Origin of the sequence: Marinobacter sp. (assembly GCF_052094685.1) — a bacterium.
Lineage (GTDB): Bacteria > Pseudomonadota > Gammaproteobacteria > Pseudomonadales > Oleiphilaceae > Marinobacter.
Map to the genome: position 1 here is coordinate 1 of NZ_JBQDKB010000019.1, position 23,032 is coordinate 23,032.

Genomic DNA, 23,032 nt, shown 5'->3' on the forward strand with positions numbered 1-23,032 from the left:
CGGGTGGAAGCCTTTACGAAAGTACGCCAGAAAGTCAGGCATACACCTTCGCAAAATACCGGGTTTACCCCACAGGAAACTGAGGCCTCCAAGCCAGGTGCGAAGGCTCCAAAGCTTGCCATCGGTTTTCAGCAAACTGCAGGTGTTCAAGAAGGTGTATTTGAAGAAATTCCAGGTCACAAACAGGAAAATAATCCGCCGTAAGCGCTCGTTACCAACGCACTCCCGGTACACATCAAACGCCACCGATTTGTGCTCGGTTTCTTCTATAGCATGCCAGCGCCAGAGCTTTGCCATAACAGGCGTTGCGCCTTCCAGCCACTCTGGGTGGCTCAGAATGGCATTGGCTAGCACTGCAGTGTAATGCTCGGCGCCGCAAGTGCCGGCCAGTTGACGGCTAGGCGACAGCTTTCCAACCCATTCCATATGCTTGCGAAATCGGCGATCCAATCGTTCAACGTCATAACCCCGTGCTTTCAGCGCCTCGTTGTAGGCTTTGTGCTCACGGCTGTGCAACGCTTCTTGCCCGATAAATCCACGAATTTCGGCTTTTAGTTTGGGGTCATCAACCCTATCCTGATATAGCCGAACCGCATTGATAAATTGCTGTTCACCGTCTGGAAACTGAAGCGACAGCGCATTGAAGAATGCTGTCCGGAAAGCATCATCACTATGCCAGAGCGTTTTCAGCTCTTCGCTGCCATCAAAGCGAAGGGACCGCGGTTTAACGGACACACCCAGGGGAGTGGAGCTAACGGTCATGACTGCCTCCTGTTTTTATTATGGCTTTCGAACGGCGAACAAAAAATCACCAGCACCGCCAGTTTAGTCATGAGAACGAGAGGGAAGGAAGGGAATACTCAGGAAAACGGACAGATTGTCACAAAATGACATATCGCCAGTAGTGGGTCGAGAGAGGAATGAAAACGGCTGGCAAAAAAAAGGGAGGCTTTTTGCCTCCCAAGGACACACAGGGTGTGGATTGCCTCCGGGCAAGCCGGAAACAATCAATTCAGTGCTTGTCAGCCTCTTCTGCACCCGGAGCTTCAGGGTCTGCAGTAAAGCCAAGCAACTTCGTTCGTTCAATCAACAAATAAAGAACCACACCGGTCGCCAACCCCCAGCCAGCGCCATAAACTGCCAGCACCACACCCATGGTGCCGGCAATGCCCCGCTCGGTGTTATTCTCCAACTGCTCCAGACCAACCATCAAACAAATGTAACCGGTCAACAGCAGAGTCAGAGACAGTGCAATGGGTAACACCGGCTGGAAAAAGCTCACCAGCGGCAAAACAAACAGAGCTATGAATCCGGTGACCCAGAACGTACCACCTCCGCTATAGATAGAATCCATGGCGTTGCGACCATACTTATAACGCTCGGCCATGGTAGCGGTTACTGCTGTCCAGATCGGACCGGCCAAGCCAGGGTACGGAGCAAAGAAGGCATGACCGCCGTTCCGGATTGCGGTTACCAAATGCGCACGATCGATGCTGTTATCAATGTTTTCGTCTTTACGAAGATGATCCACGCGATTCATCAGGGACTGGCCCACCACGATATCCCCGAAAGCAATAACGTAGGCGATTACCGCCGTTGGAATAGCGTAGAGAAATACTTCGGCATCCGGAAAACCCACAGAAAACGGAAGATAGTTCCACAACTCGTCAAAAGCAGGCTTAGTAATACCCCACTGAACATCTGGCACGTCATATTCGCCGGTAGCGAAGCCCACCAGAATGGCCACAATCATACCCGGCACCATCCCATAATTGGCGATTTTGCGCGCGATGGAGCTACTCTCGACAAATCCTTTAAACGACACTGAGAACATTAGATACAGACAAACCAGGCCGCCGACAATCAAGGAAATCGGCGTATTGGCAAGGCGACCACCTGCCTCAATTTCCCCCATCAGCGCTGCAATACCCGCACCAATAATAATGCCCCCCTTCATGGATCGCGGTATCACGTCTACCAGCTTGCTTCCAAGACGTGTCACTCCAAGTAAAAGGAAAATGACAAACACCAAAAACTGCAATGCGAACATCGCCTGTATAGCCTCGGGGCCAGGCTCAAAATCACTCAAAAACAGCAGTACCACAGGAATACCCGGCGTAATCCAGCCAGGAACAAGGGGCACACCTAACAGCGCGGGCAGCAAGAAACCAATGCCACAGATCACCACATAGGCCAGCGCCACGTCGTAAGGCACACCCAGATAGGTTTCCAATAGCGGAATCATGGCCAGGCTAACCACAAACATGATTAACCCTTGAACCATCTCCGCAAATTCCCAGCGGTAATGAACAAAAGGAAGCCGGATCTTAAAAGGACCAGCTGGCCAGAAAGGCTGCTCTTCCCCGTTCTTACGTTGGAATATTTGCATAATAGCGTCTCCTGCACTCGCCAGCGGCGAATGCCAATCATGTTGTTTTTGTGAGGGTATTCGGCAGCACCGGGACGGGTGCTGCCGGTCAGGGAATCAGTCCAGTTCTTTGGCTTGGTCCCTTAATACGAACTTCTGGATTTTACCCGTGGAGGTTTTGGGCAACTCCGAGAAAACAACAGTCTTGGGCACCTTGAATCGAGCCAGATGCTCACGACAGAAGCTGATGATATCTTCTTCGCTTACATCGCCTGCTTCCGGCTTGAGGGTTACAAATGCACAAGGCGTTTCGCCCCACTTTTCATCAGGTCGTGCCACAACGGCCGCTTCCAGAATGGAAGGATGTCGATAAAGCGTGTCCTCAACCTCAATAGTAGATATGTTCTCGCCACCAGAGATGATGATGTCCTTCAGACGGTCTTTGATTTCCATGTAGCCATCTTCATGCATCACCGCCAGATCCCCAGTGTGGAACCAGCCGCCACGGAAAGCTTCTTCGGTGGCTTTCGGGTTTTTCAGATACCCCTTCATCACCGTATTGCCACGCAGGAAGATTTCGCCGATGGTTTTGCCATCTTTGGGGACGGCCTCCATGGTATTCGGATCACCCACCATGGTGCCTGCGAGGGTGTGGTAGCGCACGCCCTGGCGGGCTTTGATCTTCGCACGATCATCCAACGGCAACTCGTCCCACTCGGATTTCCATGCGCAAACGGTTACCGGGCCATAAACTTCCGTCAAGCCATATACGTGCGTCACCTTAATGCCCATCTCCTCAACAGCACCAATCACCTGAGCCGGGGGAGCCGCACCTGCGGTCATAGAGCGGACTTCGTGATCAATACCGGCCTTGGACTCAGGTGGCACATTCAGCAGCGCGTTCAGCACAATGGGCGCACCGCACATGTGGGTAACCTGGTGTTCTTTGATCAACCGCAAGATTTTCTCCGGATCTACCCGGCGCAGGCAAACGTGAGTGCCCGCCATAGCCGTAATCGTCCAGGGAAAACACCAGCCGTTACAGTGGAACATTGGCAGCGTCCACAGATACACCGGATGCATTCCCATCGACCAAACGGCTTGGTTACCCAGCGAATTGATATAAGCACCGCGATGGTGATACACCACACCTTTAGGATTGCCGGTGGTTCCGGAGGTATAGTTCAGTGATATGGCATCCCATTCACTTTCCGGGAAACTCCACTGGAATTGAGGATCGCCTTCCTTCAGAAACGCTTCGTAGTCCAAGTCGCTAACCTGAACACCCTCGCCGTATTCCGGATCATCCACATCAATAACCAGTGGCTTGTTTTCCATACGGCTGACGGCATCGCGAACCACCTCGCCGAATTCGCGATCGGCAATCACTGCCTTGGCTTCGCCATGCTCAAACATGAAAGCAATGGCTTCTGCATCCAGGCGCACGTTCAGCGTATTTAGCACTGCGCCAATCATCGGCACACCGAAATGGCACTCCACCATAGCCGGAATATTGGGCAACATAGCAGCCACAGTATCGCCTCGGCCTATGCCCCGCCCTTTCAGCGCAGACGCCAGACGCCGTGACCGGTCGTAGGTTTGCGACCAGTTGTAACGGATGGCCCCATGAATAATGGAGGGGGAATCCGGGTACACGCTGGCGGTACGTTCGATGAAATCAATCGGGGATTGAACGGCATAATTGGCATCAACGGGCGCAAGGCCCTGATCGAAGATCGAGGTCATTGAGTATTCCTCTTGTGAGCCTGTTGTTTTTGTGGTGTATTCAGCAAATGAGTAAAGTGACTATGCTTTCATATGACCGGAATGGTATTTAATAGCAAAGTGACTAGAAATTACACCAACGTATTATAGTATAATTACTATACTTCAAACTTTACAAAAGATTCTGTCCTACTATGGGTTTTAGCTTGTCAGACGCAGACCCGCAACCTAGCGTGATCCTAGACAACTCGGCACACCCTCTGCGGAGCAATCAGGCTGCGGAAACATTGTGGATGGCAAACAACCTGCAAGGCCCCTCCAGCTTACTCCCGCCAAATGTGAAGGCACTGGTGAACGCTGCTTTAAATCAGGCCCGGGCCATCGAGGATGTGGAAGCTCGAATCAACACCGTCATACTCATGTGGACATTTATTCCTTGCCCACAAACCGGCCAAGTGCTGGCCCGTAGCCGGGATGCCACACACCATATACTGACACACGAGCAGGCTGTTCGGTCGAACCGGCTCTATCGCTTGATTACAGAAAACACCACCGACCTTATTTCACGACACGCACCAGATGGGCGCTTTATTGATGCCACGCCGGCATCATGGCGCCTGCTAGGATACTGGCCGGAGGAACTTCGGGGAAAACGCCTGGAGGATATTTTCCACAGTGATAACGCCGCCCAGCAGTTGATTGAGGCTCATAATTTACTGAGAGACGACGGCTACGCCACCATGACTTTGGATATAAGCCACCGTGATGGCAGTAAACGATGGTTTGAGATCGCAAGCCGGGCAATCAGAGAAACGTACACAGGTGCGGTGATTGAGGTAGTTAGCGTATCCAGGGACATCACGGCCAGGGTGGCCTCGGAAGAAAATAGCCGCAGGCTGGCCGATGAACTTGCACGAACCTCAAGGCTGGCCACGCTTGGCGAACTCGCTTCAAGCATTGCCCACGAAATGAACCAGCCGCTGGCAACCATCGTCAATTTTGCCAGCGCCAGCCAGCGCTACCTTAAAAGTGCGACAAAGAAACCAGAGCACTTAGAGCGTGTCGGCGATGGCCTCCAAAAAGTTATCCATCATGCCAATCGCGCTTCAGAAGTCATCCGACGCCTGCGCTCCTTCCTCCGCAAGGGCCAGAAGCGCTCGGCAGCAGTTTCGCTAAACCAGACTCTCACCACTGTCGCCCAGTTATGCCAATGGGAAGCCGACAAAAACCAGGTGGAGATTATCTGTGCATCCACCACTTGCGCTCCAACCATCACTGCAGATCCGGTGTTGTTGGAACAGGTACTCATCAACCTGATCCGCAACGGTATCGAAGCAAACGTGGAGGCGCGCAGTTCTCACGCAGGTAGCGCAGGCTCTTGCCTGGTTCTTTCAACCTCTGTAAACAACAAGGGAGAAACGCTGATTGAAGTCGTGGATGAAGGCCCGGGCCTTGATGATCAGGGCATACGCCAGATGTTTCAGCCGTTTTATACCAACAGGCCTCAAGGGCTGGGCTTAGGGCTGTCAATGAGCCGCTCCATTATAGAAGGTTTTGGTGGCTTTCTGGATGCCCAGCCCGCTTCTACCGGCGGCTTGAAGCTGATCTGCCGCTTCCCGGCCGCTCTTGCGACCAAACCTGAACCAAGCACGGAGATTTCACCCAATGAGTGACCAACCTGCCCCGGATACCACCACCGTTTACATTGTAGACGACGACGCAGGCATGCTGGAATCCACCCAGTGGTTGCTGGAATCCGTCGGTTTGAATGTGCAGGCGTACAGCGATGGCCGCAAGTTTCTTGATGCCTTGGGAGATAGCCGGGGCGGCTGTGTTGTGCTGGATGTCCGAATGCCAGGCCTTGGCGGCCTCAACGTACAAGAAGAACTACAAAAGCGAAGCATTGAACTGCCGATTATCTTTGTGTCTGGCCATGCGGATGTACCCATCGTGGTGCGCGCATTTAAATCCGGCGCCTTTGATTTCATTGAAAAACCGTTCAATGAGCAGCTCCTTCTGGACAGCGTGCAGCAGGCATTGGAAGCTAGGCAGCAATCCAACCATCTGCAATTAGGCGACGAGAAGACAGGCGCACTTATCGCGACCCTTACGCGCCGAGAACGGGATGTGTTTCTGCCAATGGCGTTAGGTTACACAAGTCGGGAAATTGCCGACCAGCTGAGCATTAGCGTTAAGACCATTGACCTATACCGGGCCCGGGTGATGAAGCGTTTAGGGGCAGAAAAACTACCCGATGTGACTGGCATAGCTATTGCAGCCGGCCTGGTGGACGCGCTGAACCTGCGCGCTGAGCCCTGAGCGAACTGGGCAATGGCCACTCAACTAACTACCTTGAGCCTGCTCTTCATGAGCCAACGCACCAAGCCTGGCGATGGCTTGGTCGATACGTTCGCTCCAGGGATTGCCGCCGTTAAGCCTCAAGCAAGATTCGAACTTGCCTGAAATCGAGAACATCAAACCCGGTGCCACGTTGATACCTTCCGCCCGGGCTCGGTGATACACCCGGGTGCCGGAGACTCCAGCGGGCAGTTGTACCCAAAGCACAAAGCCGCCCTGGGGCCTACTTACTGCCGTCCCCGCTGGGAATGAACGTGCCACCGCAGTACGCATACGCTCTACCGCCTCTCGGTAATTCTGTCGTGCAGAACGCAAGTAACGATCGTAACCGCCCTGCTCCAAAAAATGCGCAACCGCGAGCTGCGGTATAGATGACGTAGCCAGATTAGAAAAATACTTTTGCTGTCGGGCGCTCGCCATGTAGCGCCCAGGTAGCATCCAGCCCAGCCTTAGGCCCGGAGAAATGGTCTTTGAAAAAGAATTGCAGTAAATGACATTGTCGGTGCGGTCAAAAGCTTTCGCGGGCCGGGGCCTTTCGCCGGTGTGATACAGATCACCGTAAATATCGTCTTCAATCAACGGCACTCCAGCTGCAGCAAGCATCGACACCAGCTGTTTTTTGCGTTCATCGGGCATTCTGGCGCCCATAGGGTTGCTGTGGTTGGCCACCACCACACAGGCCTTCAGCGGCCACTGCTCCAAAGCCAGCTGCAGGCCTTCAAGGCTTAGACCATCCGAAGGATGTGTGGGAATTTCCATGGCCCGCAGCCCAACGACTTCTAACGCCTGCAAAATGCCGGGGAATGAGGGTGACTCAACCGCCACTATGTCACCTGGCTGGGTAACGGCGCGCAAGCCAAGAATAATGGCTTCCTGAGCCCCGTTGGTAACCAGTACATCTTCCAGGGTTATAGGCACGCCCATGGTCGCCATACGCTGGGCGATCTGCCTACGAAACGACTCTTTGCCCGGAAAGGCATAGTCCAATGTTTCAAGGCCGCGCCGTGCCGCCCAGAGTGTGCTCTGCTGAATCTGCCGCAACGGCAGGTAATCCGCATGGGGAATAGCCGTAGCCAGTGGCACCATGCGCTTTTGCTCATCCGCGCACAAATCCAGCGCCATCTCACGGGCACTGACCGGAACTGGGCGATTGCGGTGTTTGTGCATTATAGGTTCCGGGGCATCAACCACTGGCAAACGCACGAAATAGCCGCTGCGCTCCCGCGCCTGAAGATAACCGCGGGCTTCCAGTGTTTGGTGGGCTTGCAATACCGTTGAGATACTAACCCCAAGCTGCTTGCTCAGCACCCGCACACCCGGCAGCCTATCGCCGTCTCGATAGACCCCTTCCTGAATCAATGCCTGAAGCCTGTCTGCCACTTGGCTGTATAGAACACCCATTTTGCTTGCCTCGCGCTCGCTGCTACAGATTGACACCTGAGCAGAACAGTACAGATGTCAGAAAAACCCACCAGTACAGATGATCAAAAACACACCCTGTACCGGTTCAAAAACAGATTATCTGAATCTGTTATGGCTGTCAGCTAAGAGGGACAATAATAACATCGCAATCAGAAGAAGGAGTTTCACCATGGGCATCGCTCACATCCACAACTTATCCGCCACCCGGAACAATCTTTTTGGCCTGCACGCGAGTGCCGTACCGCTGTATTCCGAGTCTTTGGGCATCACTCATCAGTGGTTGCAAGACCTTGGGTTTTCGGTTGACCAGCGCGACCAAGATCACTGGGTAGTCACTCACCAATCCCCACTTCCCGAACTGCACTTTTACAGTAAGCGGGAACTGGCTCAGTTTGCCAGCCACAAGGCACAGCACTACGCTAAGCGTTTACTGTTGGAGAGCCAATCATGAGTTATCCCATTTATCAGGTAGATGCCTTTACCAGTGAGCTTTTCAAAGGCAACCCGGCTGCTGTAATGCCGCTGGAAAAATGGCTTCCGGACGAAACGTTGCAGGCCTTGGCGGCAGAGAACAATCTGTCGGAGACGGCATTTTTTGTACCCGAGCCTGGTGTTGACGACTCGGATTTCCATATCCGCTGGTTCACTCCAAATATTGAGGTGCCGCTTTGTGGACATGCCACTCTGGCCAGTGCCTGGGTTATTTTCAATAAGTTGAATTGGCCTGCGGAGCACATTCGCCTTCACTCCAGAAGTGGCCCTTTGGGTGTTCACAAAACCCAAGACGACTGGCTGGTTTTAGACTTCCCCAACCTTCCTATCGAGGAGCGGGAAACACCGGCACTTATCAGCGAAGCCCTTGCAGGCGCGCCCACCACAGCCTTCTACGTACCAAGCGACGCCAACTACATGGTTGTTCTGGAAAACGAGGCCGCCGTTAAAGCCGCGCAACCAGATATGCGACTGTTAAAAGAGCTGGACAATCTCGGGTTGATCATCACCGCACCGGGTGAGACTGCCGACTTTGTGAGTCGGTACTTTGCGCCCGGCGCAGGCCTTGATGAAGACCCGGTTACCGGCTCTATTCACAGTGTTCTGGCGCCCTACTGGGCGGAGACACTAGGCAAAACAAAGCTTGAAGCCCGGCAACTTTCATCCCGTGGCGGTTTATTGCGCTGTGAATTGAAAGGTGACCGTGTTGCCATTGCTGGGCAGGCGACGTTTTATATGGAAGGAACCGTACACCTAACGTGAGGCTGATATACTGCCCGCCATATAAACCAAAGGGCGGGCAGTAATGACAACAAGTTCCAGTAACCAGTACGACCTGATCATCATAGGGGCCGGCGCTGCTGGGCTGATGTGCGCGGCCACCGCAGGCTATCGCGGGCGCAAGGTACTGGTGCTTGATCACGCCAACAAACCCGGGAAGAAGATTCTCATGTCTGGTGGTGGCCGCTGTAACTTCACCAATCTCAACAGCGCCCCAGCCAATTTTTTATCAGACAACCCGCATTTTTGTATCTCCGCCCTAAAGCGCTACACCTCACAGCATTTCCTGGATCTTGTGGAACGCCACGGCATAGAGCACGAAGAGAAAGCTGCAGGGCAATTGTTCTGCAAGGACAGCGCAAAAGACATCCTTAGCATGCTGCTGACAGAGTGCGAATGGGCGGGCTCTGAGATTCGCATGAAGGCCAACGTTAAGAGCGTCGGCAAAGAAGCTGAACACTACCGCGTGAACACGGGCTCCGGCACTTTGACCTGTGAATCTCTGGTTATCGCCTGCGGCGGCCTGTCCATCCCAACCATGGGTGCCACAGGATTCGGCTACGAGATCGCCAAACAATTCGGGCTCACGGTTCTGCCCACCCGGGCTGGGCTGGTGCCTTTCACTCTCCACCCGGAGTTGAAGCAGCAGTTAGCACCACTGTCTGGCGTAAGCTGTCCGGTAGAAGCAGCCTGCAACAATCAGCATTTTCGTGAACCTATGCTAGTCACGCACCGGGGATTGAGTGGGCCGTCAATGCTGCAAATTTCCAGCTTTTGGCAGCCCGGCGATCCGCTGACCATCAACCTGCTCCCGGAACGCAATATCCAAGAAGACCTGGCATCCCTACGCAAACAAAAGCCACAGTCCACCGTGGCGCAATACCTCGCCCAGCACCTGCCAAAACGTTTCGCACAGGCATTTAACGAACTCTACAGCTGGCAAGGTCCACTTCAAAGCTATAGAAACACCGATCTTGAGCAGATTGCAGACTCTTTGGCCCAGTGGACGGCAAAACCTGCCGGAACAGAGGGGTATCGAACGGCGGAAGTTACGCTGGGCGGCGTAGATACCCGCCAGCTTTCATCAAAAACCATGGCCGCTCTGGATCACCCAAACCTGTTCTTTATTGGCGAAGTTGTAGACGTAACCGGCCACTTGGGCGGGCACAACTTTCAGTGGGCCTGGGCTTCGGGCGTGGCGGCTGGGCAGGCAGCTTGATTGATTGATTGTTTAGAATAATTCGATTTTAGACAATCGTAGTTGTTTTTGGACATTTCCGAGAACCAGATTTTCAGGCGGGTGCGTTTTCTGGCAGACGAGGGGCAGTTATTGCTGTAGGTTCGGCCCCTACCTACTCAGATTCTTGTTAGGAGTAGACACGCACTAGCGCACAATTTTAGACCGAGGCAGGCAAAAAACATCGATCTGTCATATTGCTGTGGTAGCCGACATCTTTCCGCTATAAAATATTTGCTTCCTATGGATTGGCTCAGACGTGCTTGCTTGTCATGCATAACGTCCCCGGTGTTCGACGCCCGTTACCATGCGGATGACTGTTGTTGAGCCAGTTATTGATTTCCTGACCCTTACACGTGTTGCCATTTCCCAAGATGAAATATCAATCCCGCTTTCGTCAGCTATCATTATTTTTATTCAAGTGCTTTCTATTTTCCTTCAGCATACTGCTGATTTCGCGCTACCTGTTTTTCATGTATATACAGGATGTGTTGCCAGCAACAGGGGTTGGTGATGACACTTGGAGGGCTTTCTTTGTTGGCGGGCGTTTTGATGCCAAGGTAACGGCAATTGCCTATTCACCTCTTTTGTTGAGCGGCCTTGTCGCCGCCGCGTTTCATGGCGCTTACCAGCGCTGGTTAAGGTTTTCGGTCGGTTATCATACGGTTGTAGCAGCACTCTATGTAGTCGGCTGCATATGCAATTTTTATTACTACACAACCTATGGCAGCCATATTGACCTTTTTGTTTTCGGGCTATGGGAAGACGACTCAACCGCAGTGCTTGTCAATATCTGGGAAGACTATCCCGTGGTACGTGGTTTTCTGGTGGCGTTCATTGTCGGTGCGTTGGCATACCTGACCTCCCGGTGGTTCCTCCACGCTCCGTTGGGTCGTATAAACCCGCAAGCCTATTGGCACTGGAGCGTTACGTCACTGGCGGTAGCCACAATTTTTCTGTCCACCTTTGTGACAGCGCGAGGAACTCTCGATAGTCATCCCCTCAAGCGCTATCACGCCAGCGTTTCCCAGTACAAACCGCTGAATATGATCACCCCGAACGTATTTATGGCACTGGACTGGGCGACCACTGATTACCAGGAACAGCGGCGTTTTGATCCAGTTTCTGAGCCCACGCTGAGCGCCCAGATGGAGAAAGTGCTCGGCCAGCCGACCCCGGTTTATCACACGCCAGAAAATAATCACCTCCAACAGAACCCGCCCCATGTGGTTGTGGCCATGATGGAGGGTATGGGCATGAATATTATGGTGGAAGACAATCTTCCAGGTAACGACCTGCTGGGAAGCCTTCGCCCTCATTTCGCAGACGGTTTTCTTTTTCAGCGCTTTTTGGCGGGCACCTCCGGGACGATCGACAGCATTGTCATGACACTGTTTCATAGCCCCGTGGCCACCATCAGTCATTCCTCGGCCCGGAATACCGCCTTACCAGGTTCTGCTGTTCTGCCTTACAAGCAGGCAGGATATGAAGTGGCGTTCCTGTACGGTGGAAATGGCATGTGGCGTAACCTGGCTAGCTATTTGCCTGCCCAGGGGTTTGACCATGTCTATGGTGAAAATGACATTATTGAGGCGATTCCCGAGGCCGACGAATATTCAGGTACCTGGGGCGTGCCCGATGGTTTTTTGTTCCAGTTTGCCAACAAGCTAATGGAAGAGGCGGATAAGCCCACCCTGCTCTTTATTATGACCACCACCAATCATTCGCCGTACAAGGTGCCGGAAAACTATGAGCCCGAGCCGACGGAAATCAGCGATCGGTTTTCCGCCATGGCCGAGTATGAGAGCAAGCAGGCCAAGGTGCTTCTTGAGACTTTTCAGTACGCCTCTGATGCGCTAGGTCAATTCATGAAGCGTATCAAGCAGTCCGCGACTCTGCGCGACAACACCATTATTGCGGTAACCGGCGATCACCGCGTGCGGAACCTGAGTACAGATGAGCCCACGGAATATGGTCTTACCTATGCGGTGCCGTTCTTCCTACACGTGCCGGACCCGATCCTTGAAAACACGCCACACAAATATGACCCAATGCGCATCGGGTCGCACCGGGATATTTTCCCGACACTGTATCATTTCAGCCTGTCAGACCAGGACTATATTACCCTCGGCGGTGAAAACCTGCTGGGCACGGATGGGGTCAGTAACGTGGGGTTCAACCTGAAGCGCAGTATCAATGAGCATGGAGCGTTCAGTAATGACAGGTCCGGACTGTATTATCCTTGGAATAAAGATGACCCGCTGCTCAACCAGCAACAGCCGGAAGAGAACCGGCCATTCGATGCTGGGTGGCCAGAGGAATATCATCGATTGATGGATTATTACCTTCGTTCCCGGGTACTCGCTACGACTAGCCCGGATTCCCCATAACCAACTAGCAAGTCTCGCAGACTGGGCCGATTACCGTCATGACCGCTCAGTTGCAGGCATGACTGTTTGATCATTGACCAACTTCTATTATCCGGACACTCTGCCCGGGCACCCCATTGCGTCGGATCGGGGGGAGATCCTGAACAGAGCGCTACAACACACTGCCGGATTACGTAACAGCCTGCATAGGCGGCGGCTCTAACGCCATCGGTATGTTCACAGCCTTTCTGAACGATGAAAACGTCAAACTGGTGGGTGTAGAGCCGGCTGGTGAGGGTTTGGATACAGGCGCGACAATGACACTGGGCAAGCCCGGGCAGCGGCCCGCAACACAGTTACCTGAAAGATCTAGGCCGAGTGGAATACGCCAGCGCCACAGACGACGAATGCCTGAATGCGTTGTCGTGGCGACAAAGACGCAAACTACGTGGCAGAGAAGCTGGGCCTGTAAGCTCCGATTTTCGTTATAAAAAAGGCGAAGCCATTATGTGGCTTTGCCTTTTTTATTGCTTAAGGTTCTACGGGAAAACTTAACGCAAAATCACCAGCGGTGTTTTAGCAGAGTTCAACATGTTGGTTGTTGTGCTGCCCAACAAAAAACGACGGATTTTCGAGTGGCCGTAAGCGCCCATCACCAGAATATCGATGTCGAACTCTTCCTGATAACTGTGCAGCGCAGGCTCTACTTCACCGCTACGAACAGCCAGGGTGATTTCAGACTCCAATGGCGCCAGCATGGTCTCGGCCTTACGAAGCTGAGCCATGGCTTCGGGTGTTTCATCACCCACCATCACCAGGTGCATAGGCAACCCTTTGAGTACCGGACTGGCAGCTAGATGCTCAACCCCACGAAAAGCCGTGGCGCTGCCATCAAAGGCCAACATGGCGCTTTTTGGCGCAGAATATTCATTCGGCACTAACAGAATAGGCCGGCTCATACTGCGGATAACGGTTTCCAGCTGGCTGCCAATACGCTGATCCCGTTCTGAGCTACTTTCGCCGTGCAGCCCCATTACCAGCAGGCGCGTATGCTCCTGCATGGCCAACAGTGATTCGGTCAAGTCACCATGGCGCTGGCGTTTTTTGATCTCGCCAAGGCCGGCATCCCGTAACCTGTAGGCGGCTTCGTCGAGCATGTGGTTGCCATGCTCCAAAGCCAGTTTGGCCCGCTTGCGATCCAGCAACGCCAATTCATCCAAAAGGTGCTCGCGGCTACCCAGGCCAATGTTACCGGCCAAATCTGGCTCCGCGGGATAGCGCTCTTGGTCGAGCACGTGCAACAGGATCAATGGTGAGCCCATATATTTACTGGCCCAAGCAGCATAATCACACACCGCCGGTGCCGCACGGGAACCGTCGACACACGCTACAACATGCAATGTATCCTGCGGGGTCGCTTGAGGGTTACCTATCGTATCTTGCATATTAATGGCCCATCAACTGGTCAACGCCTTCCGGCTTGTCGTGCACTCCAAAGCGGTCAACAATGGTAGCGCTGGCCTGGTTCATGCCGATCACTTCCACCTCCGCGCCATCACGGCGGAACTTGATAACCACCTTATCCAGCGCACCCACCGCAGTAATGTCCCAGAAGTGGGCGCGGCTAACGTCTATCACCACTTTATCTACCACCTCGCGGAAATCAAACGCAGCAACAAATTTTTCTGAGGAACTGAAAAACACCTGCCCCATCACGTTATAACTGCGGATACCTGTCGATTCATCCAGAGTCGTTTGCACTTCCATAAAGTGCCCGATCTTGTTGGCAAAGAACAGTGCCGCAAGCAACACCCCGGCAAACACACCCAGCGCCAGGTTGTGGGTTGCAACCACCACGCACACGGTTACTAACATCACAATGTTGGTAGAAAGCGGATGGGTTTTCAGGTTGCGGATAGATTCCCAAGAGAAGGTGCCGATAGACACCATGATCATCACAGCCACCAGAGCGGCCATGGGAATCTGCACCAATATGTCGTCCAGCACCAGTATCATCACCATCAGGAACACACCGGCGGTAAGCGTGGACAGCCTGGTGCGACCACCGGATTTGATGTTGATAACCGACTGACCAATCATTGCGCAACCAGCCATACCACCAAGTAAACCAGACCCAATATTAGCAATGCCCTGCCCCCGGCACTCGCGGTTACGGTCACTTTCTGTATCGGTCAGATCGTCCACAATGGTGGCTGTCATCATGGATTCCAGTAGGCCGACCACCGCCAGCGGAATGGAATACGGCAGAACAATCATCAGGGTTTCCAGGTTCAGTGGCACATCCGGCCACAGGAAGATCGGCAAAGTATCGGGCAACTCGCCCATATCGCCTACGGTACGCACATCAATATTGAACAGCACCGCCACAATGGTCAGCGCCACGATGCAGATCAGCGGCGATGGCAGAACCTTGCCCAGCACCGGTACAAAAGGAAACAAGTAAATGATTCCCAGCCCGGCTGCTGTCATGGCGTAGACGTGCCAGGTTACGTTGGTAAGCTCCGGCAACTGAGCCATGAAAATCAGAATAGCGAGGGCGTTCACGAAGCCCGTCACCACCGATCGCGAAACAAAACGCATCAGGCTCCCCAGTTTCAGCCAACCAGCCAAAATCTGGATCACCCCGGTTAACAAGGTGGCGGCCAACAGGTATTCCAGGCCGTGCTCCTTTACCAGCGTGACCATCAGCAGCGCCATGGCGCCGGTCGCTGCAGAGATCATGCCTGGGCGACCGCCTACAAATGCGATGATAACAGCGATGCAAAATGAGGCGTAAAGCCCCACCTTGGGATCCACACCAGCGATGATAGAGAAAGCAATCGCTTCTGGAATCAACGCGAGGGCTACCACAATTCCGGCGAGCAGGTCGCCTTTGGTGTTGGAAAACCAAGTGGCTTTCAAAGTATTTACCATAGTCTTAGGTATCCAGGTGGCTACACTGTTTAATAAAAATAGGGCTGCCAGAAAAAAATCGCGGCAAAATAAAGGGCGCGAATTCTATCAAAATGCGGGTGCTGGCGTAAGAGCGACTAGCTGCGCGATCGAGCGCAACGAAAGGTCAGGTTGTATCGACAAGGGCCCGTCAGCGGGTGCGTTCCAGCCTTGAGCGTGAGCACACCATGGTAGCGTAATCGTGAAGGCCCGCCCCAGACGGCCACATCGCCATGACCCAGTGGGAGGTTTAAAGGCCGCTCGCCCCGTGTTAGTCCGCAAAATTGGAACACCTGAGGCAACCCAAGAGACACAGATACAATCGGCTGAGAGAAGTCGCGCTCATTCTCCGAGACAGTCTCAGTATTCATTTCAACCGGTTGGCTAGCAAACAAATCAAGAGTCATAACTTGCACTGTTAACATGAAAAATATGGCAGCTCACGCACTCAGAATAAAGCAAATGAACCTAATGAAAGCCTGTTCATGAAGATCCACTAAAAAACACGTATATTCTGTGGTCTGATTCATTCTCCGGTAAGGACGTTTTAATGCTGTTTGCAATAATCATTGGTGGTTTGATTGGTTACGCCTTTGGCAAGTTCCCCGGCTTTCTTATCGGGGCAGCCATTGGCGCATTTTTGCTTAACCGCGCTAAAAGCCGTTTGATAGGCAAACTCCATAACATTCAGTCAGGCTTTGTTGACTCTGTTTTTGCAGTTATGGGCGCACTGTGCAAAGCCGATGGCGTGGTCTCAAAAGACGAAATAGAGATGGCCGAGGCCATGTTTGTGCGCTTTCGTTTGAACGACGCGCAAAGAGCGACAGCCAAGGCTGCATTCAGCCGCGGCAAAGAGCCTGGCTTCGACCTGGATGCAGAGCTGGATCATTTCCTGCGGATCAGTGGGCGGCAGCCGGCGTTCCTGCAAATGTTTCTTCAAGTGCAGTTTTCTGCGGTTGCAGCGGATGGTGTAGTACATCCGGCAGAACGGGAAATGCTGATGCGCATTGCCCGCCGTTTAGGCCTACCTGAAAGCCAGGTTGACCAACTGGAGGCCATGCTGAGAGGCGCGCATGCGGGCCAATCCGGCAGCCAGCGATCTACCGCTCAACAAAACGACGATGCTTACAAGGTTCTGGGAGTTTCGCCCTCAATTAGTGATGCCGAGCTCAAAAAGGTGTATCGCAAGTTAATGAGCGAGAATCACCCGGATAAACTTGCAGGGCGCGGCCTTCCTGAAAGCATGCGCGAAATGGCAGAAGAGCGTACACAGGAAATTACCCACGCTTACGATATAATCAAAGAATCCCGCAAAAACAGCGCCTGACCCCCTCTCCCCGTGCACGCCTGGTTAACATATCGGGCGTGTGAACTCATACCTGAAATGACATGTCACCCCGTTTTGCGTTCGAGTAGAGTAGCTGCCAACAAAGCAGCTCCCATCAAAAGAGCCGCTGAAAATAATGACGGAGTACTTCCCGGATGTCAGCCGCTGATTCCCCGCAAACCGCCAATGCCTTCACTAATGACGCCTTGGGCAATGATGATGCCACCGCATTGGCAGATCGTATTCGCCGCAAAGACGTATCGGTTGCCGAACTGACCCAGGCCGCTATTAATCGGCTGAACAAGGCAGAACCTCTGGTCCATGGTGTGATCGCCGAGCGTTATGATCAGATGTTGACGGCAGCGGCCAAGCTAGACAAAGAAAAGAGCCTAGAGGATGCTCCTTTTTTTGCCGGTGTGCCTACCTTTATCAAAGACAACACAGACGTGGCCGGAATGGCTACCCGCCATGGCTCAGCCGCCGTGCCTGCCGGCCATCCTGTAAACAAGACCAGCCTCTTCGCACAGCAAATGCTGGCCCAGGGCTTTCTCTGCCTTGGCAAAAGCACACTCCCCGAATTCGGGTTTAATGCCAGCACCGAGCCACTCCATGATGCACCCAGCCGCAACCCGTGGAACCTGGCCTATTCCACTGGCGCCTCTTCTGGCGGTTCAGCCGCACTGGTTGCCAGTGGCGCAGTGCCCATTGCCCACGCCAACGACGGTGGCGGCTCCATACGCATCCCAGCGGCCTGCTGCGGGCTTGTGGGGCTTAAACCCACCCGTGGTCGTGTTATCGACAACGATGCCGCCAAATCCCTACCCATCAATATTGTGAGTGACGGTGTAGTAACCCGTTCGGTGCGAGATACCGCCAACTTTTTCCACCAGGCCGAGCAGTATTTCCGCAACCCTAAAATGCAGGCGATGGGTAAAGTGGAAGGCCCTTCGAGCCGACCACTGAAAATTGGCATAGTGATAGACTCCATCAACGGCCACGCAACGGATAACGTTACCCGGGAAACCGTCGAAGCCACTGCGCGGCTGCTTGAGGCACAAGGGCACCGTATAGAACCTGTCCCCATACCGGTGAAGTCTTCGTTTCCTGATGATTTTGCTATGTATTGGGGATTGCTGGCCTTTGGCATGAAGCTCAACGGCCACAAGATGACTCATCCAGATTTTGATAAACGGCGGGTCGATGGTCTTACCGAAGGCATGAGCCGGATGTTCCTGCGTGGGGCCTGGCGACTGCCGGCGATTTTGTGGCGCCTGCGTCGCGCCAGGTTCGACTATGCCAAGGCAATGACAGGCTTCGATGCGGTACTAACACCGGTACTGGGGCATACCACCCCAAAGCTTGGGCATCTCAGCCCCGAGGTGCCGTTTGAGATGTTATTTGATCGTCTCACTCGGTATGCGAATTTTACGCCTCTGGCCAACGTGACCGGTGCGCCCGCGCTGTCGTTGCCCATGGCTCAGACGCCGGAGAACCTCCCCGTTTCAGTGCAGATCATGGGTCGCCATGGCGACGAGCGCACGCTGCTGGAGATTGCCTACGCTCTTGAGGCAGACAATCCCTGGCCGTTGCTCTGCGATAGGGCTTAGCACCCCAACTTACCATTTCCGGTTTACTCTGTGCCTGAGCTTTAACTTCGGCTCAGGCGCTGTTTGGCAGCTCTCAGCTTCTGACTGACTTTATCGCCGAGCACCAACATCGCGGGTGTCAGCAAGAGTGTCAGCACAGTGGCAAACGCAAGACCTCCCGCAATGGCACTGGACAACTGTTCCCACCACTGAGTTGATGGCGCGCCCAACCCGAGGGATGGGGTTAGGAGATTCACGTTAACCCCCAACACCATCGGCATCAGCCCCAACACGGTGGTCACGGCGGTCAGCAGCACCGGTCGCAAACGCAGGCAACTGGTTTCCAGCGCCGCCTCATAAGCCGCCATTCCGTCTTTCTTCATCTGATTGTAGGTATCAATCAAAATGATGTTGTTGTTCACCACAATGCCCGCCAGCGCAATAATGCCCATGCCCACCATCACGATTCCGAACGATTGCCCGTTCAGTAACAACCCCAGAAGAACCCCCGCCGTGGACAGAACAATCGCCGATAGAATCAGAAAACTCTGATACAGCGAGTTGAATTGGGTCACCAGAATAATCAGCATCATGCCAAGAGCCACTAGAAACGCGGTAGCAAGAAACGTGGAGGCCTGCTGTTGGTCTTCATTTTCGCCGGCAAACTTAACCGACACGCCCTCTGGCACCTCTGGAAGTTCTGCCTGAAGGGCTTTCAGCAGCGCATCTACTCGCTCGCCCGGCTGTATATCAGATTTGATGGTTACGGTTCTGTGGCCGTCCACCCGAACAATGCTGCCGGTTTTCTCCCCCGGCTGCAGATCCACAAACTGCGACAGCGGAACCTGCCCGCGGGCCGTGTTAATGGTTTGGCGTTGCAGCTGATCCAGCTCTCGCCAGTTGTTTGGCACCCGCACGGCAATGTCCACTTCATCGCGCACATCTTCTGGACGATACGTTGCCAGAACCAGGCCGTTGGTCACGAGGCGAACGGCACTGCCAATGCTGAGCACATCCGTGCCGAAACGGGCGGCGGCTTCTCGATCTACTTCCAGCCGCCACTCGATTCCCGGCAGGCTGCGGTCGTCTTCAATATCCACAAAGCCGCCCTGGGCGCGCATTTGGTTTTCAATCTGGTCCACAAACCCACTAAGCTTACTGCTATCAAGACTACTGACCTGCAGCTCAATGGGTTTGCCTCCCGCCGGGCCGTTTTCCTGCTTTCGAAACTCCAGTTCAATGCCCGGAATGTCATCAGTGCGAGCCAGAAAATCATCAAGAATGGCGCTAGCCGGGCGGCGGGTAAACCAGTCGGTAAACTGGAACTGAAGCACGCCGATCACATCTGGCGCCAGCTGTGTATTGGTGCTTAGCATGGAACGCGCATACAGGGCTTTTACTTCAGGCATTCCCTGCAAACGGCCCTCTACTTGCTGCACGATGGCATCGCGCTCCAGTACCGACAGGTCTCCCCGTGCGCGAATCTGCACTTGGGCCGAATCCGGCTCCACGCTTGGGAAAAACTCAATGCCATAATTGAACTTGCCATAGGCGACATAGACCACCAAAACCAGCGCCAGCACGCCTAGCAGGGTAAAACCGGGATAAGACAGCAGGCTGGAAAGCAGGCCACGATAACGCTGCATCATTCGCCCGCTTTCATTGGCAGAGCGGGCTCTACGGCCCCCACTCACACCGCCCAACACCGGCAGAAACACAAGCGCCATTGCCAGGGAGGCAACCAAGCAGATAATCACCGTAATCGGCAGAAACTTCATGAACTCACCCACCACTCCGGGCCAAAACAGCAGGGGCACAAACACCGCCAGTGTGGTTGCGGTAGAGGCAATGATTGGCCAGGCCATACGGCTTGCTGCTTCTGCCCAGGCCCCTTTTACTGTTTGCCCTTCAGACAGGTTTCGGTCTGCCAGCTCAGACACCACAATGGCACCGTCTACCAACATGCCTGCTACCAGTATCAGGCTGAACAACACAACAATGTTGAGGGTAAAGCCCATCAACCAGATCACCAGAATGCCCGCAAGAAACGCTCCGGGAATCGTCAGCCCTACCAACAAAGCCGAGCGCAACCCCATGGCGGCGATGATAACGATAAGAACCAGCACAATGGCGGTTAATACGTTATTGAGCAGGTCGCTCAGTATGTCTTGGACTTCGTCGGACTGATCCATGATGTAACGGACTTCTAGGGCATCTGGCAATTGCGGTTGCGCCTGGGCGATCAGCTCGCGCACCTGCCCCACGGTTTCAATAATGTTAGCGCCCGTGCGTTTGGATACCTCCAATACCACCGCCGTTTCGCCGTTAATGCGGGCGAACCCCCTTGGGTCTTTGAACGTGCGCTGCAGCATGGCAACGTCGCCAAAGGTCACCACCGTGTCGCCATCCACCTTGATCGGCATGGACATAACATCTTCAATGTTCTCGATAACACCGGGCACTTTCAGGGTCATGCGGCCGTTGCCGGTATCCAGAGAGCCGGCGGCTACTAGCTGGTTATTGCGGCTGACCAAGGAGCTGAGCTGGTCGAAGTCTATGCCGTAGCTTTCCAGCACCTGTGGGTCTACTACAATTTCAAGAAGGTCTTCCCTGTCGCCGCCAATTTCAACTTCCAGAACGTCGGGAACCGCTTCGATGGCATCCTGCAGCCCTCGGGCAATGGTGATCAGTTCGCGCTCGGACAATTGTCCAGACAAGCCTATGGACAACACCGGGAACAACGAAACGTTGATTTCGTTCACCCTTGGCTCGTCTGCTTCTCGGGGAAGTTTATTGCGTGCGGTATCCACCTTTTCCCGGACATCCTGCAGGGCGGTATCCGGATCAAACCCAGCATCAAACTCAAGCATCACCGAAGCATGCCCTTCGGAGGCGTTGCCACGCATTTCTTTGATGCCTTCCAGCGAACGCAGCTCCTGTTCCATCGGGCGCACCAGCAGCCGCTCAGCATCTTCCGGGCTAATACCCTCCAGGCTCATGGAGACATAAATCATTGGGATGGTGATGTCGGGATTTGCTTCCCTGGGTATAGCCTGAAACGCCGCTATGCCGCCCAGAGTCAGAAATATCAGGGTTAGCAGTGTGGTGCGGCTACGATCTATGGCAGCAAAAATAAGTGCGCGCATTCTGTTCAGCCTCGCTCGTCGGCGGCATCAACCGGCTCAACTTTCTGGCCTTCATTCACAAACCCACCACCGCGAGTAATCAGCTGTATCTCATCTGGCAACCCTTTTACCCAGGCGCCTTTGGTAGAGACACTCAGCAATTCAACCGATCGGAACACCACCAGATTTTGCTCGTCAACATACTTCACACCTGGGCGCCCATCGTCTCCCAGGATCAGATATGCCGGGGAGATAAATGCCGCTTTAACTTCAGGTAGAGCAACGCGCAGGTTCGCGCTGCCGCCAGCCACACGTTTTTGCTCCGGATTTTCAACGGCAATTTCCACTGCAAAACTCCGGGTTTCCGCACTCGCGGCACTGGCCACAAAGGTGACAACGCCATTCAGAGCCTGTCCGTCTAACGGTTGTACCCGCACCGTTTGCCCGGGCGAAACCTGTGCAACGGATTGCTGGGGCACCTGCCCTGTGGCTTTAAGCCTATCTGTGCGCACCACCTCATACAAAGCAGATCCCACTTGCACCAAACTTCCCGTTTCAACGCTTTTGTTGTTGATCACACCATCAATCGGCGCCTCTGGCCTGAGGTGTGAAACCGCTAGCTGAGCACCCTTCAACTCCGCCCGAGCGGCTGCAAGATCACTGTCGATGCTAAGAATTTCTGACTGAGACGCCAGATTTTTAGATCGCAGTTTACGGGCGCCCGCCAAATCAGCCTCAAGCTTTTTAACCCTTGCCTCCCAGCGTTTGACTCCGGCACCGCGCCCATCTTCAGACAAAGTTAAAAGCACATCTCCGCTTTTTACCGAGTCGCCGAGATTTGCCTTAACCGCTTCAACCGTACCCGCAACCCTAGCGCTTACGGTTACAGCACTCCATGGTTCCAGCTGGCCTTGGAGCAAAAGGCCCGGCTCATATAGCTGTGTATTTAGGATGGTAACCTGAACTCGTGTTGGCTCTTGTGGTGCCGCGCTCTGCTGTGCGGGTGGCTCGGTGCTAGCGACCTTGATATCGCCCATCGCCATCCAAATTACCAGAACAATCACAACGATCACCGACAGACCCAGCGAACTCCATTTTACTTTGCTCATTAAGTACCTACACGGCTTGAACTAGGTGGATGACAACCCTAAAAACGACGCTGCCAGAAAAAACTTCGTCGAAACAGTTGCAACTGGTTTAAAGCGTGGGGTAGATTCTACACAGAATCCTTTTACGAATTCAGAGCAGATTGTCCGTTTTATGAATCTCAACCAAGTTGTCGTCCTAGCAA

The 23,032-nt window shown here is 53.7% G+C and carries 16 protein-coding genes and 1 pseudogene; 8 read left to right on the forward strand and 9 right to left on the reverse strand.

Going from position 1 to position 23,032, the window contains the following annotated elements; genetic code table 11:
* The 3 genes from ACTH3S_RS06070 to ACTH3S_RS06080 form a co-directional block, all read right to left on the reverse strand.
* The coding region (locus ACTH3S_RS06070; RefSeq protein WP_441808126.1) for a metal-dependent hydrolase at positions 1-762 on the reverse strand (762 nt) is incomplete at its 3' end.
* Between the two features lie 250 nt (positions 763-1,012).
* Positions 1,013-2,389, reverse strand: coding sequence for a solute carrier family 23 protein (locus ACTH3S_RS06075; protein ID WP_441808127.1), 1,377 nt, complete (start codon positions 2,387-2,389; stop codon positions 1,013-1,015).
* Between the two features lie 96 nt (positions 2,390-2,485).
* A complete protein-coding gene (locus tag ACTH3S_RS06080) occupies positions 2,486-4,114 on the reverse strand; it encodes an acyl-CoA synthetase (RefSeq protein WP_441808128.1) in 1,629 nt (542 codons plus the stop codon).
* 173 nt (positions 4,115-4,287) lie between these two features.
* Here ACTH3S_RS06080 and ACTH3S_RS06085 point away from each other — a divergent pair, with 173 nt between their 5' ends.
* Together ACTH3S_RS06085 and ACTH3S_RS06090 are read left to right on the forward strand one after the other, a co-directional pair.
* Positions 4,288-5,766 carry a PAS domain S-box protein gene (locus ACTH3S_RS06085; protein WP_441808129.1) on the forward strand — a complete coding sequence of 493 codons (1,479 nt, stop codon included), beginning with the start codon at positions 4,288-4,290 and terminating at the stop codon, positions 5,764-5,766.
* Positions 5,759-6,412, forward strand: coding sequence for a response regulator transcription factor (locus ACTH3S_RS06090; protein WP_441808130.1), 654 nt, complete (start codon positions 5,759-5,761; stop codon positions 6,410-6,412). The genes ACTH3S_RS06085 and ACTH3S_RS06090 overlap by 8 nt, the downstream gene beginning before the upstream one ends.
* A 24-nt stretch (positions 6,413-6,436) precedes the next feature.
* Here ACTH3S_RS06090 and ACTH3S_RS06095 read toward each other — a convergent pair whose 3' ends face one another.
* A complete protein-coding gene (locus ACTH3S_RS06095; protein WP_441808131.1) occupies positions 6,437-7,852 on the reverse strand; it encodes an aminotransferase-like domain-containing protein in 1,416 nt (471 codons plus the stop codon).
* Between the two features lie 190 nt (positions 7,853-8,042).
* Here ACTH3S_RS06095 and ACTH3S_RS06100 point away from each other — a divergent pair, with 190 nt between their 5' ends.
* From ACTH3S_RS06100 to ACTH3S_RS06115, 4 genes are all read left to right on the forward strand, one after another.
* Entirely contained in the window at positions 8,043-8,324 is a 282-nt protein-coding gene (locus ACTH3S_RS06100; protein ID WP_441808132.1) for a hypothetical protein, read from the forward strand.
* Positions 8,321-9,127, forward strand: a complete 807-nt coding sequence (locus ACTH3S_RS06105; protein WP_441808133.1) for a PhzF family phenazine biosynthesis protein — start codon at positions 8,321-8,323, stop codon at positions 9,125-9,127. The genes ACTH3S_RS06100 and ACTH3S_RS06105 overlap by 4 nt, the downstream gene beginning before the upstream one ends.
* A 43-nt stretch (positions 9,128-9,170) precedes the next feature.
* A complete protein-coding gene (locus ACTH3S_RS06110) occupies positions 9,171-10,364 on the forward strand; it encodes an NAD(P)/FAD-dependent oxidoreductase (RefSeq protein ID WP_441808134.1) in 1,194 nt (397 codons plus the stop codon).
* Positions 10,365-10,855: 491 nt separating this feature from the next.
* Positions 10,856-12,772, forward strand: a complete 1,917-nt coding sequence (locus ACTH3S_RS06115) for an LTA synthase family protein (RefSeq protein WP_441808135.1) — start codon at positions 10,856-10,858, stop codon at positions 12,770-12,772.
* A 530-nt stretch (positions 12,773-13,302) separates the two neighbouring features.
* Here ACTH3S_RS06115 and ACTH3S_RS06120 read toward each other — a convergent pair.
* The 3 genes and pseudogenes from ACTH3S_RS06120 to ACTH3S_RS06130 form a co-directional block, all read right to left on the reverse strand.
* On the reverse strand, positions 13,303-14,196 hold the full coding sequence (locus ACTH3S_RS06120; protein WP_441808136.1) for a universal stress protein: 894 nt from the start codon (positions 14,194-14,196) through the stop codon (positions 13,303-13,305).
* 1 nt (position 14,197) lies between these two features.
* Entirely contained in the window at positions 14,198-15,685 is a 1,488-nt protein-coding gene (locus tag ACTH3S_RS06125) for a SulP family inorganic anion transporter (RefSeq protein ID WP_441808137.1), read from the reverse strand.
* Positions 15,686-15,801: 116 nt separating this feature from the next.
* Positions 15,802-16,053, reverse strand: a pseudogene (locus ACTH3S_RS06130) (alpha-ketoglutarate-dependent dioxygenase AlkB); the annotation flags it as partial.
* Positions 16,054-16,253: 200 nt separating this feature from the next.
* Here ACTH3S_RS06130 and djlA point away from each other — a divergent pair.
* Positions 16,254-17,030, forward strand: coding sequence for a co-chaperone DjlA (gene djlA / locus ACTH3S_RS06135; protein WP_441808138.1), 777 nt, complete (start codon positions 16,254-16,256; stop codon positions 17,028-17,030).
* Positions 17,031-17,185: 155 nt separating this feature from the next.
* Positions 17,186-18,637, forward strand: a complete 1,452-nt coding sequence (locus ACTH3S_RS06140; protein WP_441808139.1) for an amidase — start codon at positions 17,186-17,188, stop codon at positions 18,635-18,637.
* A 41-nt stretch (positions 18,638-18,678) separates the two neighbouring features.
* Here ACTH3S_RS06140 and ACTH3S_RS06145 read toward each other — a convergent pair whose 3' ends face one another.
* Positions 18,679-21,762: an efflux RND transporter permease subunit gene (locus tag ACTH3S_RS06145; protein WP_441808140.1), complete on the reverse strand. Its 3,084-nt coding sequence runs from the start codon at positions 21,760-21,762 to the stop codon at positions 18,679-18,681.
* A gap of 5 nt (positions 21,763-21,767) precedes the next feature.
* On the reverse strand, positions 21,768-22,850 hold the full coding sequence (locus tag ACTH3S_RS06150; RefSeq protein WP_441808141.1) for an efflux RND transporter periplasmic adaptor subunit: 1,083 nt from the start codon (positions 22,848-22,850) through the stop codon (positions 21,768-21,770).
* Positions 22,851-23,032: the final 182 nt, after the last annotated feature.

What these genes read in the sequence shown, in the direction of transcription:
- ACTH3S_RS06100 (WP_441808132.1), top strand. Translation starts at nt 8,043, where the DNA reads ATGGGCATCGCTCACATCCACAACTTATCCGCCACCCGGAACAATCTT.
- ACTH3S_RS06110 (WP_441808134.1), top strand. Translation starts at nt 9,171, where the DNA reads ATGACAACAAGTTCCAGTAACCAGTACGACCTGATCATCATAGGGGCC.
- ACTH3S_RS06095 (WP_441808131.1), bottom strand. Translation starts at nt 7,852, where the DNA reads ATGGGTGTTCTATACAGCCAAGTGGCAGACAGGCTTCAGGCATTGATT.
- ACTH3S_RS06140 (WP_441808139.1), top strand. Translation starts at nt 17,186, where the DNA reads ATGTCAGCCGCTGATTCCCCGCAAACCGCCAATGCCTTCACTAATGAC.
- ACTH3S_RS06080 (WP_441808128.1), bottom strand. Translation starts at nt 4,114, where the DNA reads ATGACCTCGATCTTCGATCAGGGCCTTGCGCCCGTTGATGCCAATTAT.
- ACTH3S_RS06120 (WP_441808136.1), bottom strand. Translation starts at nt 14,196, where the DNA reads ATGCAAGATACGATAGGTAACCCTCAAGCGACCCCGCAGGATACATTG.
- ACTH3S_RS06075 (WP_441808127.1), bottom strand. Translation starts at nt 2,389, where the DNA reads ATGCAAATATTCCAACGTAAGAACGGGGAAGAGCAGCCTTTCTGGCCA.
- ACTH3S_RS06085 (WP_441808129.1), top strand. Translation starts at nt 4,288, where the DNA reads ATGGGTTTTAGCTTGTCAGACGCAGACCCGCAACCTAGCGTGATCCTA.
- ACTH3S_RS06125 (WP_441808137.1), bottom strand. Translation starts at nt 15,685, where the DNA reads ATGGTAAATACTTTGAAAGCCACTTGGTTTTCCAACACCAAAGGCGAC.
- ACTH3S_RS06145 (WP_441808140.1), bottom strand. Translation starts at nt 21,762, where the DNA reads ATGCGCGCACTTATTTTTGCTGCCATAGATCGTAGCCGCACCACACTG.
- ACTH3S_RS06115 (WP_441808135.1), top strand. Translation starts at nt 10,856, where the DNA reads ATGTATATACAGGATGTGTTGCCAGCAACAGGGGTTGGTGATGACACT.
- djlA (WP_441808138.1), top strand. Translation starts at nt 16,254, where the DNA reads ATGCTGTTTGCAATAATCATTGGTGGTTTGATTGGTTACGCCTTTGGC.
- ACTH3S_RS06105 (WP_441808133.1), top strand. Translation starts at nt 8,321, where the DNA reads ATGAGTTATCCCATTTATCAGGTAGATGCCTTTACCAGTGAGCTTTTC.
- ACTH3S_RS06150 (WP_441808141.1), bottom strand. Translation starts at nt 22,850, where the DNA reads ATGAGCAAAGTAAAATGGAGTTCGCTGGGTCTGTCGGTGATCGTTGTG.
- ACTH3S_RS06090 (WP_441808130.1), top strand. Translation starts at nt 5,759, where the DNA reads ATGAGTGACCAACCTGCCCCGGATACCACCACCGTTTACATTGTAGAC.